The organism is Bacteroides sp. (genome assembly GCF_029057325.1).
Lineage (GTDB): Bacteria > Bacteroidota > Bacteroidia > Bacteroidales > Bacteroidaceae > Bacteroides.
The window spans coordinates 1-13790 of sequence record NZ_JAICZW010000150.1 but is presented as its reverse complement, the minus strand read 5'-3'; the positions used below and the strand labels follow the sequence as shown (position 1 = coordinate 13790).

General features: G+C 51.2%; 11 protein-coding genes. All 11 read right to left on the bottom strand.

Features of this window, described 5'->3' with window-relative positions; all coding sequences use genetic code 11:
- Positions 1-5: 5 nt before the first annotated feature.
- On the bottom strand, positions 6-1217 hold the full coding sequence (locus K2G43_RS09385; protein WP_300154516.1) for a cysteine desulfurase: 1212 nt from the start codon (positions 1215-1217) through the stop codon (positions 6-8).
- A gap of 21 nt (positions 1218-1238) precedes the next feature.
- Positions 1239-2585 (bottom strand): Fe-S cluster assembly protein SufD, encoded by a 1347-nt coding sequence (sufD, locus tag K2G43_RS09380; protein WP_300154513.1) that lies wholly within the window; start codon positions 2583-2585, stop codon positions 1239-1241.
- Between the two features lie 94 nt (positions 2586-2679).
- Entirely contained in the window at positions 2680-3435 is a 756-nt protein-coding gene (gene sufC / locus K2G43_RS09375; RefSeq protein ID WP_297645255.1) for a Fe-S cluster assembly ATPase SufC, read from the bottom strand.
- A gap of 86 nt (positions 3436-3521) precedes the next feature.
- Positions 3522-4976, bottom strand: coding sequence for a Fe-S cluster assembly protein SufB (gene sufB, locus K2G43_RS09370; RefSeq protein ID WP_300154508.1), 1455 nt, complete (start codon positions 4974-4976; stop codon positions 3522-3524).
- A 5-nt stretch (positions 4977-4981) separates the two neighbouring features.
- Positions 4982-5500, bottom strand: coding sequence for a CvpA family protein (locus K2G43_RS09365; RefSeq protein WP_297644044.1), 519 nt, complete (start codon positions 5498-5500; stop codon positions 4982-4984).
- A gap of 189 nt (positions 5501-5689) precedes the next feature.
- Complete coding sequence (gene infB / locus K2G43_RS09360; RefSeq protein ID WP_297644043.1) at positions 5690-8710, bottom strand: translation initiation factor IF-2; 3021 nt, start codon at positions 8708-8710, stop codon at positions 5690-5692.
- Positions 8711-8892: 182 nt separating this feature from the next.
- Positions 8893-10155 carry a transcription termination factor NusA gene (nusA, locus tag K2G43_RS09355; RefSeq protein WP_297644042.1) on the bottom strand — a complete coding sequence of 421 codons (1263 nt, stop codon included), beginning with the start codon at positions 10153-10155 and terminating at the stop codon, positions 8893-8895.
- A 4-nt stretch (positions 10156-10159) separates the two neighbouring features.
- On the bottom strand, positions 10160-10627 hold the full coding sequence (rimP, locus tag K2G43_RS09350) for a ribosome assembly cofactor RimP (protein ID WP_297644041.1): 468 nt from the start codon (positions 10625-10627) through the stop codon (positions 10160-10162).
- 301 nt (positions 10628-10928) lie between these two features.
- Positions 10929-11177 carry a hypothetical protein gene (locus K2G43_RS09345; RefSeq protein ID WP_300154503.1) on the bottom strand — a complete coding sequence of 83 codons (249 nt, stop codon included), beginning with the start codon at positions 11175-11177 and terminating at the stop codon, positions 10929-10931.
- Positions 11174-11347 carry a hypothetical protein gene (locus K2G43_RS09340; protein WP_300154500.1) on the bottom strand — a complete coding sequence of 58 codons (174 nt, stop codon included), beginning with the start codon at positions 11345-11347 and terminating at the stop codon, positions 11174-11176. The genes K2G43_RS09345 and K2G43_RS09340 overlap by 4 nt, the downstream gene beginning before the upstream one ends.
- Before the next feature lie 203 nt (positions 11348-11550).
- Positions 11551-13407 carry an alpha-L-fucosidase gene (locus tag K2G43_RS09335; RefSeq protein ID WP_297644046.1) on the bottom strand — a complete coding sequence of 619 codons (1857 nt, stop codon included), beginning with the start codon at positions 13405-13407 and terminating at the stop codon, positions 11551-11553.
- Between the last annotated feature and the right edge of the window lie 383 nt (positions 13408-13790).

Below are 13790 nucleotides of genomic sequence, written 5' to 3'. Positions count from 1 at the left end.
TTTTCTTAAAACATTTGCCGCACCCTATCTACGCCTGCCACCAGCACATCAACCTCCTCCTTCGTGTTGTAGAGTCCGAAAGAGGCACGCACCGTTCCTTCGATGCCCAGACGCTGCATCAGCGGTTGAGCACAATGATGTCCCGTGCGGACGGCGATGCCAAGGCGATCGAGCAGCGTGCCAATATCAAAGTGGTGGATGTCGCCCACCAAAAACGAGATGACACTCCCCTTCCCCTCCGCCTCACCGAAGATGCGCATGCCGGGAATCTCCTTCAGACGCTGCATGGCATAGCGAATCAATTCGTGTTCATAAGCGGCAATCCGCTCCATGCCGATGGCGGAAATATAATCCAGCGCCTTGGCAAGTCCGGTGGTGCCGATGTAGTCGGGCGTGCCCGCCTCGAACTTGAAGGGCAGCTCGTTGAAGGTGGTCCTCTCGAAAGAGACGTGCTGAATCATCTCCCCGCCGCCTTGATAGGGAGGCAGCTTGTCCAGCCATTCTTCCTTGCCATAGAGCACACCCACCCCTGTAGGTCCATATACCTTATGACCGGAGAAGACATAGAAATCGGCATCCAACGCCTGCACGTCCACCGGCATGTGTGGGATGGACTGTGCGCCGTCCACCAGCACGGGCACGCCCTGCTCGTGAGCGAAGGCTATCATCTCCTTGACGGGATTGACCGTGCCCAGCACATTGGAGACATGCGCCACGCTGACTATCTTCGTGCGCTCGGAAAACAACTTCTTATACTCGTCCAATAGCAGTTCGCCACGGTCGTTCATCGGAATCACCTTGATGGCAATCCCCTTCTTTGCCGCCAGCAGCTGCCAGGGAACGATGTTGCTGTGATGCTCCATCACGGAGAGAATCACCTCGTCGCCTTCCTGCATGAACTCCTCGCCAAAACTGGAGACGAGCAGGTTGATGCTCTCTGTCGTACCCCGTGTAAAGACAATCTCGTTGATGCTGCGTGCGTTGATGAAGCAGCGCACCGTCTCGCGCGATGCCTCATGCAGTTCCGTAGCCTGTTGCGAAAGGAAATGTACGCCGCGATGGACGTTGGCGTTCACCGAATAGTATTCGTCCGTAATGGCATCTACCACACAACGGGGTTTCTGGGTGGTGGCGCCGTTGTCGAAATAGACCAACGGCTTGCCATAGACCTCGCGGGAGAGGATGGGGAAATCGGCTCTTATGTTCTGAATATCCATGTGTTCTCTAATTATTTCATTTTACTTGCATATCGCACATCCCTTGCACTTATTCAACTCCCCCCGGAAGCGTTTCTCCACCAGCAGATGCAGGCGGTCTTTCAGGGCATCTAAACGAATGGTGTCGATGACTTCGTTGACAAAGGCGAACATCAACAACAGGCGGGCTTCGCGCAAGGGGATGCCGCGTTGCCGCATGTAGAACAGGGCGCTTTCGTCAAGCTGGCCCACCGTGGCACCGTGGCTGCACTTCACGTCATCGGCATAGATTTCCAACTGCGGCTGGGTGTACATGCGCGCCTCGCGGGTGGCGCAAAGGTTGCGGTTAGTCTGTTGCGAAGCGGTGTGCTGCGCGCCGGGGCGCACCAATACCAATCCGGCAAAGGCACCGACGGCCTGCTCGTCAAGGACGTACTTGTAGAGTTCGTTGCTGGTGCAATTGGGGACGGCATGGTCGATGGTGGTGTGGGTATCCACATGCTGATTCTTATCGGCAATGGCCATGCCGCAAAGGTTCAGTTCGGCATGTTCGCCCGCAAAAGTCACGTGGGTAGTGTTGCGGGTAGTGCCGTTGTGCAGGGTCATTCCGTTCAGCAGGACGTTGCTGTCCGCTCCCTGCTTCACGTACATATTGCTGATACGTACCGTACTAGTATGCGTCTCTTCCAATTCGTAGAAGTCGAAGGTGGCGTTCTCACCGACAAAGACTTCCACCACTTGCGTCGCCAGGAAATTGACGTTATCCATCGCATGGTCGCAGGCGAGCAGCCGGGCGTGCGCACCCTCTTCCAAGATGATCAATACACGGCGGCTTACCAAGAAGTTGACGTCTCCCCGCAAGATATTCACCAATTGGATGGGTTTCTCCAGCACTACATTCTTGGGGACATACAGCAATACACCGTCTTGCACGAAGGCCGTATTGAAAGCTGTCACTCCATCTTTAGAAGTATCGGCCAGCTTGCCATAGTATCTCCTCACCAACTCAGGATGCTGTTCCGACATCTCTTTCAGACTGCCGAAGACAACACCTTCGGGCAGTTTGGGAGACACCGTTTTCGTCCCTTGATAGAAAGCATCATTCACCACGAAATAGAGTGCCGTACTCATGTTGGGTACATCACACTTGAATACTTCGTAAGGATTCACCGGAATCTCCAACCGGTTCAAGTTCAAGCCATAATCCGGCTCAAAGAACTTGCTGACATCGGTATATTTGTATTTCTCCTGCTTGCGGGTCGGGAAGCCCAAACGCTCGAAGTCAGCGAAAGCAGCAGCACGCGGCGCATTCAGCACCTCGGCACTGTGTCGGCATATCATCGCCTCCGCATGGGAGAAAAGGTCTATGTATTGTTGTTCAGGTTTCATGTTCAAATGTATGAATTATGATTTCAGATTTCAGATTTATGACTTATGACGTATGGCTTTTCAGCATCCATAACTATAAATCATAAATCTGAAATCATAAATCCTCCGTCTCCTTCTTTATCCAATCGAAGCCACGCTTCTCTATCTCTTGTGCCAAATCCGGGCCACCGGTCTTCACGATGCGGCCGCCGAGCAACACATGTACGATATCAGGCTTCAGATAGTCCAGCAAACGCTGGTAGTGGGTGATGACCATCGCACTTGTCTTCTCCGTCTTCAGCTTGTTGAAGCCTTCCGCCACGATGCGCAGGGCATCCACGTCCAGACCGGAATCAGTCTCGTCCAGAATGGTGAAAGTCGGTTCAAGCATCGCCATCTGGAAGATTTCATTGCGCTTCTTCTCGCCGCCACTGAACCCTTCGTTCACACTGCGATTGGCAAGCTTGTTGTCCAACTCCACAATGGCACGCTTCTCGCGCATCAGTTTCAGGAACTCACCGGCCGACAAAGCAGGCAGATGGCGATACTTACGCTGCTCGTTCACGGCAGCACGCATGAAGTTCACCATCGAAACACCGGGAATCTCCACCGGAGACTGGAAAGAAAGGAAAATGCCTTCGTGGGCACGATCTTCCGGACTCATGGCAAGCAAGTCCTTTCCGTTGAAGGTCACCGAACCGCGAGTCACTTCGTAGGCGGGATGCCCCACCAACACATTGCTCAACGTACTCTTACCGGCACCGTTTTGTCCCATCAATGCGTGTACTTCACCGTCACGGATAGTCAGGTTGATGCCTTTCAATATCTCTTTGCCATTGATACTGGCGTGCAGGTCTTTTATCTCTAACATAATCTTTAAAATTAAGAATTAAGAATGAAGATTTCATTCTTAATTCTTCACCGTTCTATTTTAATTCTTCATTCTTAACTCCTCATCTATCCAACGCTTCCTTCCAGTGAGATGGCAAGCAACTTCTGCGCCTCTACGGCAAATTCCATCGGGAGCTTGTTCAATACCTCCTTGGCATATCCGTTCACAATCAGCCCCACGGCATCTTCCGTAGAAATGCCGCGCTGGTTGCAATAGAATATCTGGTCTTCGCTGATTTTGCTGGTTGTGGCTTCGTGCTCCACGATAGCGGTCTCGTTGTGGATGTCCATGTAGGGGAAAGTATGCGCACCGCACTTGTCACCTAACAGCAAGGAGTCGCACTGGCTGTAGTTACGTGCATTGTCGGCCTTCTGCCCCACACGCACCAGACCACGATAAGAATTCTCGCTCTTACCGGCAGAGATGCCTTTGCTTACAATCGTGCTACGGGTGTTTTTGCCGATATGAATCATCTTCGTACCCGTATCTGCCTGCTGATAGTTATTGGTTACCGCCACACTATAGAATTCCGCAATCGAGTTGTCACCCGACAATATACAGGAAGGATACTTCCAAGTAATGGCAGAGCCTGTCTCCACCTGTGTCCAGGAGAGCTTGCTGTCCACTCCCTTGCAATGACCGCGCTTCGTCACGAAGTTATAAACACCTCCCTTGCCTTCGGCATCACCGGGGTACCAGTTCTGCACCGTACTATATTTCACTTCTGCACGGTCGTGTACCACAATCTCTACGATGGCGGCGTGCAATTGGTTCTCGTCACGCATCGGAGCGGTACAGCCTTCCAGATAAGAGACGTAGGAATCATCGTCCGCCACAATCAATGTCCGTTCAAACTGTCCCGTATTGCGGGCATTGATGCGGAAATAGGTCGATAACTCCATCGGACAGCGCACGCCTTTCGGGATATAGACAAAAGAGCCGTCAGAAAATACCGCCGAATTCAGCGCCGCAAAGAAGTTGTCGCGATAGGGCACCACCGAACCAAGGTATTTCTGCACCAAGTCGGGATGCTCGCGCACAGCCTCGCTGAAGGAGCAGAAGATGATTCCCTTCTCCATCAGATTCTCCTTGAAAGTAGTCTTCACAGAGACGGAGTCCATCACGGCATCCACCGCCATGCCGCTCAGCGCCATCTGTTCTTCCAAAGGAATGCCCAGCTTGTTGAACGTCTTCACCAACTCAGGATCCACCTCGTCCATGCTTTTCGGTCCTTCTTTCTTCTTCGTAGGGTCGGCATAATAGGAAATAGCCTGATAGTCTATTTCAGGAATACGGAGATGCGCCCACGTAGGCATCTCCAACGTCAGCCAGTGGCGATACGCCTTCAAACGGAACTCCAACAACCATTCCGGTTCGTTTTTCTTCTCAGAGATAAGCCGCACGATGTCTTCGTTCAGTCCACGCTCGATGATGTCGGTATGCACATCAGTGGTGAAGCCGTACTTATACTTCTCTTGAGTGAGTTCCTTTACATATTTATTGGGTTCTTCTTGTTGCATCAGTTCTACAATTTCTCAAATTCCAAATTTACAATCTGTTGCGTCACTACTTTTGCCGCAGGCAAGAATATATCGGCAAACTCTTTTATCGGATAATATAACACCGATTCCTCCTTCTTTGTTTCGCCAATCAGCTTATCGTTTCCATCAACAAATTCCACAATCCCTATCATCAGGCTCACCAACAAGAGTGCTTTCAGAGCACCCAATCCGCTTCCCAACCAACGGTTGAGCCAGCCTATGGCGGTAGCGTCCATCGCCTTGGTCAGCAGAGAGGCCACCAACGAAAATCCCAAAGGAACGGCTATCCATATAAGGACAAACGCCAGCACTTGCGCCAACGTCATGGAATCTGTCACTGTGGTATAGATTCTCGCAGCCACCGTAGCATAGAGCATCTTCGCAGCCAACAGACCGATAATCAGTCCCAGGATGGAGGCCAGTTGCTTCACAAAGCCTTTCATCATGCCGACAATCGCACCAACCAGAAAGATTGCTACAATAATAATGTCTATAATTGCCATACTTCTATAAATTGACAATGGATAATTGACAATTGACAATTTCTCCTATCATCAACCATCAATTATCCATCATTTAATCATTCAAGCTCCGTAAGTTTGCATAAGCTGAAAGCCCAATAAGCCAATAGCCCGCCTATACAAAACCTGCAAAACCATAATTAATAATTAATCATTGTCAATTATCAATTGTCATAACGTTTGCTTCACTTCCACTTCTTCGTAAGATTCGATAATGTCGCCTATCTTGATGTCGTTGCAGTTCGTCAGGCTGATACCGCACTCGAAGTTGGTACCTACCTCCTTCACATCGTCCTTGAAACGCTTCAGGGCATTGATGGCACCCGTGAAGATGACGATACCGTCGCGAATCAGGCGAGCCTTGTCGCTGCGTTTCACCTTTCCGGTCTTCACCATGGCACCGGCCACGAGACCCACCTTCGTGATGTTGAACACCTCGCGCACTTCGATGGTTGCTGTCACCTGCTCCTTCAGCGTCGGTGCCAACATGCCTTCCATGGCAGCCTTCACCTCCTCGATGGCATCGTAGATGACGGAGTACTTGCGGATATCCACGCCTTCCTGTTCCGCCAACTTCGCGGCAGCACCCGAAGGACGCACCTGGAAACCAACGATAATGGCATCTGAAGCGGCAGCCAGCGATACATCCGACTCTGAAATCTGACCCACGCCTTTGTGGATGACATTCACCTGTACCAATTCGGTAGAGAGTTTTATCAAAGAGTCGCTCAACGCCTCTACAGAGCCGTCCACGTCACCCTTCACAATCACGTTCAACTCATGGAAATCACCCAATGCCAAACGGCGGCCCACCTCATCAAGCGTCAACATCTTCTGTGTACGCAGACCTTGTTCGCGTTGCAGCTGTTCGCGCTTGTTGGCAATCTCGCGTGCCTCCTGTTCGGTTTCAATCACGTGGAACGTATCGCCTGCGGCAGGTGCACCGTTCAAGCCCAATATCAAAACGGGTTCGGCAGGACCAGCTTCCTTCACACGCTGATTACGCTCGTTGAACATCGCTTTCACCTTACCATAGCTGGTACCCGCCAGAACGATATCGCCCATCTTCAGCGTACCGTTCGAAACCAATACCGTAGCCACATATCCACGTCCTTTATCCAGCGAAGATTCGATGATAGAGCCTGTGGCACGACGGTTGGGATTTGCCTTCAGTTCCAGCATTTCCGCCTCCAGCAATACCTTCTCCATCAGTTCCTCCACACCGACACCCTTCTTGGCCGAGATATCCTGCGATTGGTACTTGCCGCCCCACTCTTCCACCAGGAAGTTCATACCGGCCAGTTCCTCCTTAATTTTATCGGGATTGGCTGTCGGCTTATCAATCTTGTTGATGGCAAACACAATGGGTACACCTGCCGCCATAGCGTGGTTGATGGCTTCTTTGGTCTGCGGCATCACGTTATCATCGGCGGCCACAATGATAATGGCGATATCCGTCACCTTCGCACCACGGGCACGCATGGCGGTAAACGCCTCGTGACCCGGCGTATCAAGGAACGTAATCTTACGTCCGTCTTCCAGCGTCACGTTGTAGGCACCGATGTGCTGCGTGATACCACCCGCCTCACCGGCAATCACATTCGCCTTACGGATGTAGTCGAGCAAGGAGGTCTTACCATGGTCCACATGACCCATTACCGTCACAATCGGAGCGCGGGGTTCCAAATCTTCCTCATCGTCTTCCTCTTCCACGATGGCTTGAGCCACTTCCGCACTGACATATTCGGTCTTGAAGCCGAACTCTTCGGCTACCAGATTGATGGTCTCCGCATCCAGACGTTGGTTGATAGACACCATGATGCCAATGCTCATACAAGTAGCGATGACCTGCGTGACGGAGATGTCCATCATGCTTGCCAACTCATTGGCCGTCACGAACTCCGTCAGCTTCAGCACCTTGCTTTCCGCCATTTCCATATCTTCCAGCTCGTGCATACGGTTGGAAGCCTGGTCACGTTTCTCCTTCCGATACTTCGCGCCCTTGTTCTTACCTTTTGAGGTCAGACGTGCCAGCGTTTCCTTTACCTGCTTTGCTACATCCTCCTCACTAATCTCCTGTTTGAGAACCGGTTTCTTGAAACGGTCTTTATTGCGTCCACGTCCGTTGCCACTTGACTGATTGCCTCCCTGCTGACGGGCGTTCTGTCCCTGCTGATTACCGGAAGCGCCATTCTTAGGACGTTCGCCGCCACCACGCTGGAAGTTCGAGGCGTTGTTGATGTCCACTTTCTCTTTATTGATGCGGACACGTTTCTTCTTGCCGTTGCCATCGTTGGCATCTTTCTGCTTGCTGTCATCGCGGCGTATCTCCTTGATGATAGCTTCCTTCATCTGTTTCTTCTGGTCTTGGCGAATTTTCTCCTTCTCCTCACGCTCCTTGCGCTTTTCTTCTTTCGATTTCTTCCTTGGACGTGTGGACTGGTTCAGTGCCGCCAAGTCGATCTGTCCGATGACATTAATTTTAGAGACGAACTCGGTCTGACGTATCTTGAATACTTCTTCCTTTTTTTCCACCGATTCCGTTTCGGTATTCGGTTCAGGAGCGGTTGTTTCTATCATTTTTTCTTTTTTAGATTCTTGTTCAGCCTCAACAACGGCAGGAGCCGATTCCTCCTTGACCGGTTCCGGTTCTGCAATCCTCGCTTCAGGCTGGGAAACGGGTTGCGGTTCGGGCTGCAGCACAGGTTGCGGTTCAGGCTGCGGAGCAGGCGCAGGTTCGGGTTGCGGTGTCTCCGCCACTGTCGGAGCAGGTTCTTCCACCGGTTTCTCCTCCACCTTTTTCTCCTCTGCCTTCTCCTTTTCCGGAGCAGGCACGGGCTTACGTCCCAAATTGTCCAAATCAATCTTGCCTACCGGTTTGAACTTCGGACGCACGTCTTCAGGAATCACCGTCTTGATTTCATCAGGCTTGTTTTTCTGTTCCTTATAGCCGTCAATGGCCACCGACGCTTTGTTGCGTTCCTTGCTTTGGCGTTCCTGGCTGAAACGTTCCGATTTTATCTTAAGATCTTTATCTGTACTGAATTCCTTTTTGAGCAGTTCAAACTGTTCATCCGTAATCTTCGTATTCGGATTTGCCTCTACGGTAAACCCTCTCTTTTGCAGGAACTCGACGGCCGTCGTAATTCCTACATTCAAATCTCTTGTTACTTTGTTTAACCTTATCGTCATAAACTACAATGAATTAATGTGCTAATGGGCAAATGGGCAAATATGCTGATGAACAAATGCGCCATTGCCGGATGGGGAATAATGTACTAATGGGGAAGTGCGCTGTGAATGTGCTGCGCTACATGGATGGCGATAGCCCCACTATCTCCATTAGCACATTAGCACATTATCACATTACCACATCATTCTCCTTCTTCAAATTCTTGTTTCAAAATACGCAATACCTCATCTACGGTCTCTTCTTCAAGGTCTGTCTTTTCAATCAGCATCTCACGGGGAGCGTTCAGCACGGCTTTTGCCGTATCAATGCCGATAGCCTTGATGGCATCGATGACCCAACCGTCTATCTCGTCGCGGAACTCGTCCAGATAGATGTCCTCGTCCTCTACCGTCTCATCCAGTTCGCGGAACACATCGATGGTGTATTCGGTCAACATGCTGGCGAGCTTGATGTTCAGACCGCCCTTACCGATGGCAAGCGACACCTCTTCGGGTTTCAGGAACACTTCCGCCTTGCGTTCTTCCTCGTTCAGGCGAATGGAGGAAATTCTGGCAGGGCTGAGGGCACGCTGAATGAACAGCTGGATGTTTGACGTATAGTTGATGACATCGATGTTCTCGTTGCGAAGCTCACGGACGATACCGTGGATACGGCTTCCTTTCACACCTACGCAAGCGCCTACGGGGTCGATGCGGTCATCATAGCTCTCCACGGCAATCTTCGCGCGTTCGCCCGGGATGCGGGCAATCTTCTTGATGGTAATCAGGCCGTCGTTTATTTCGGGCACTTCCATCTCGAACAAGCGTTGCAGGAAGATGGGCGACGTACGGCTCAAGATAATTTTCGGATTGTTATTCTTGTTGTCCACACGTGCCACCACGGCGCGGGCTGTCTCACCCTTGCGGTAGAAGTCGCTCGGAATCTGTTCGGTCTTGGGCAGCAGCAGTTCGTTGCCTTCATCGTCGAGCAACAGCATCTCCTTCTTCCAAATCTGATAGACTTCCGCATTGATGATGGTGCCCACCTTGTCAATATACTTATTATAGAGACTGTCTTTCTCCAATTCCAGAATCTTGGAAGCCAGCGTCTGACGCAGGTTCAGGATGGCACGACGACCGAAGTTGGCAAAAATCACCTCATCTGTCACTTCTTCGCCCACCTCGTAGGAAGCGTCTATCTTCTGCGCTTCCGACAATGCAATCTGCATATTCGGATTTTCCAAATCTTCGTCTGCCACCACCTCACGGTTTCGCCAAATTTCGAAATCGCCCTTATCGGGGTTTACAATCACATCGTAGTTCTCATCTGTACCGAACATTTTCGCAATCACGCTGCGGAACGACTCCTCAAGCACACTCACCATCGTGGTGCGGTCGATGTTCTTCAGTTCCTTGAATTCCGAAAACGTATCTATCAAGCTGACAGTTTCTACTTTCTTAGCCATAGTCTTATTTAAAACTGATTAAGTATTTTGTATATTTTATCTCTTCATACGCGAAGTCCAGCTCCTCGTCCACCATTTTGGGACGCTTGGCTCCCTCCTCTTTCACTTTTTTCTGAACGGTGACCACGAAATGGCGTTCGTCCGCCTCCTTCAGCACGCCGCAGAGCTTGCGTCCGTCCTTTGTCAGCACCTCCACCTCTTCGCCAACGTGGTTGATGTACTGTTGCAACACCTTGAAGGGTTGTCCGATGCCCGCAGACCCAACTTCCAACTCATAATCCTCCTCATCACGGTTCAGGCGGGAGTCGATGTAGCGGCTCAACTCCACACAATCCTCAATCCAGACACCTTCTTTGTGATCTATTTCCACCAAAATTTTATTATCCGGGCCGATGGTCACTTCCACCAGGAAGTAGTCTTTTCCTTCCAGCCACTCGTCAACAATCTGACAAATAGTTTTCTTTTCTATCATAGATTAACCATTAGGAACAAAAAAGAGGAGCTTTATCGCCCCTCCACCTTTCATCCGTTTTCGCATGCAAAGATATAAATAATATGTTCGACTACAAAATATTAGAAGAAAAAGTTTCTTCCTTCTCACACACGGTCATTCATTTAAGGGAGTTAGAAGAGCTAGATCCGATACGCTTGTGTATGATGCCGTTACAGAAGTATCGACTTTAACTCCTAAGCCAACCTGTCAGCTGATAACTCCTTTTAACTCCTATAACTCCTTTTTTCGCTATTCAATCTCAGAACAATTGTTTCTGAAATCACTTCTTCAGCTTCCCTACAAACAGCACATTGTTTCCCTCTTCATCCAAAGAAGCAAGAAGTTTGTTCAATACCTCTTTGTCCTTCTCCGTGCAGCTGCTTTCGGACAGGCGTTTCTCTATCAGCATCATCAGCCGTCCCGGTTCGTACATGGCGAAGAAATAGCCGTCGGTGAAGTTGAACGGAGCAGGCAGGCCGCCCATGAGGGCGTTCTTCAGATTCGCAAAATAGCTTTTCCGCTGTTTCATGTCCGAAACGAGGGTACCTTTCCTATTATCATGGTCACATACTTGTCGGGCAGGGGGTTGATGATGAACCAGGTATTCTCGTCGCGCTGCAGATTGGCAAGGACGAAGTCGGCCTTCAGCGCATTCTTTTTTACATCGTAATGGTACAGGGTGTCGCAAACGGTCACCATGAACTTCAACTTGTCACATTTTTGCCATCAGCTTGCGCCGCTCTCCCGTCGCAACAGGACAAGGAGAGACTTAGCGCACAAGCGGGAATTAAATATAATTTTTTCTCATGCTTTTTCTATTCATCAGGATTAACAACGCACAAATATAGCGAAATCACTCACAAGAAAAACACATGAAAAAAATCGTACCGTTTTATTTTTCACTAACGTACGAATATCTCAGCGATTCCCATCGCTTCATCGGGCGCAATCATGCGGGTGGCTTTCAGCAGCAGGTAGCGTGCTGTGACCGGTGTGAAATAGACAGACTGCATCACGGGATTGTTCTGAATGTTGGAGAACTCGCCCGCCTTCACCACATTATCGAGCCGGTCGGCCGACGTACCCACCGAAAGCTCGTAATTGGCAATCAGCCCGCGGTTCGGCTCGCCCTGGTCGGGCAGGAAGTGGAAGGAGGAGATGGTACGTTCTTCGCCCAAATCAATCAGAAGTTTATCGCCGTTGACGAACAGGGTCGTCTTCTCGTTGCGGTCGGAAGCGTGAGCGGCCTCTTTCTCCGATACATCCGGCAGGCTGAAAGGCAGGCTCTTCATCTGCGCCACCGGTTCGACATAGGGCACATCGGCATCCTTACCCGCATCATAAACACCGACATTGTTGATGCAAAGCGGGCCGCGCGCGTCTGTAAAGCGGATGCGAATGCCGTCGGACACAACCGTCTCAAAACGCAGCAGACGCTTGTAGCCCACGGTGGTGGTCTCCTCGTTCAGACGAACAGGCAGCCACGTGCCATCCTCCGCCTTATACTCTACCGTGAAGGACTTCACACGCTGTCCCAGCGGAATGTATTCTTGCAGCATCAGACGGTTCATGCGTTGCGGAACGGAGAAAGCGAACTCCACATCGGCGGCACAGACACCGTCCTCCGTCGCCCAATAGGTGTCGTAGTCGGCATCGGTCATCGCAGCGGCGATGAACTTGCCGCCCCGTTCGTTGGAGACAGCCGGCGTGATGCCCGCCACCAAGTTTGTTTTCAGCTCCTCGCAGACAAGTTGATGGAACTTAACGGCATTGGCCGAGTCAACCGGATGAATCAAGCCGTTGCGGTCAACGGGGAAATTGAGTAGCAGCGTGCCGTTGTGTCCCACGCTGCGGTAGTAGAGGTCGAGCAGCTGTTCGGGAGTCTTCACCCGACCGTCTTCTTCGGGATGGTAGAACCAGCCCGGACGGATGGAGACATCGCATTCGGCCGGCACCCACTGATTGCCGTCCGCGTGTCCGTATTGCAGCTCACGGCTCTTGTCGTAACCGGGATAGACCTCGCCCTCGCGCAGGAACGCCCAGTTGGTGGCACCGGCAAAACCCCGTTCATTGCCCACCCAACGGCAACCGGGTCCGCCATCGGAAAATATCACCGCCTGCGGCTGGATGCTGTCCAGCATCTCATAGATGCGAGGATAGTTGTAATAGTTCTTGCGGTCGATGGTACGCGCCTCTTTGGCGCCGCCGTACCAGCCATCGCCGCCATTGGCGCCGTCGAACCAGACTTCAAACACTTCGCCGTAGTTGGTCAGCAAGTCGCGAAGCTGCGCATAGAAGTAGTCCAGGTATTCCGGCGTGCCGTAGTTTGCTTGGTGCCTGTCCCACGGAGAGAGATAGACGGCGAACTTCAATCCATATTTCTTGCAGGCATCTGAAAGTTCGCGCACGATGTCGCCCTTGCCGTCCTTGTAAGGAGAGCGGGCGATGGTGTAGTCCGTACCCGCAAAAGGCCAGAGGCAGAATCCGTCGTGATGCTTTGCCGTGAGGATAACGCCTTTCATGCCGGCGCTGACCAAAGTCTGCGCCCACTGCTCGCAATCCAGCCGGGCGGGGTTGAAGGTGGCAGGGTCGGAATCGCCATACCCCCACTCGCGGTCGTTGAAGGTGTTCAGGCCGAAATGGATGAAAGCATACGTCTCCATTTTCTGCCAATCCACCTGTTTCTGTTCGGGAACAGGCAAGATGGCTTCCGGTGCCTTGACATTTGTAGATGAACAAGATGCCATAGCAAGACCCATGGCAAGACTGAAAGCAGTCGATAAGAAGTGTTTCATAATACAGAAGTTTATTGATGATCGTGCTTGCAAAAATAGCAAAATGTTGGCACTCTCCTGCTGTCAGGCCAATATTTTATGAAAAAAGGCACGGCCTTTTCACACGACTCTCTTCCAAAAATTGCCAACGGACGCGAAGAATGACATCAAGCCGGGCGCTTCATCCTTCCAGTATGTAAAGCATTTTCCATCCTCTTCCCGCAGCAGTCGCATTCCGGTGAGAAAAACGCCCTTTCCCATATTCTCCCCCTACTTTTCCTACCTACATCTTATCCGACCCCTACCAGAGCCTATTCGGCTTCGGACGTTCTTCGGACAAACTCCACTCCCTAGGACCGAAGAATGTC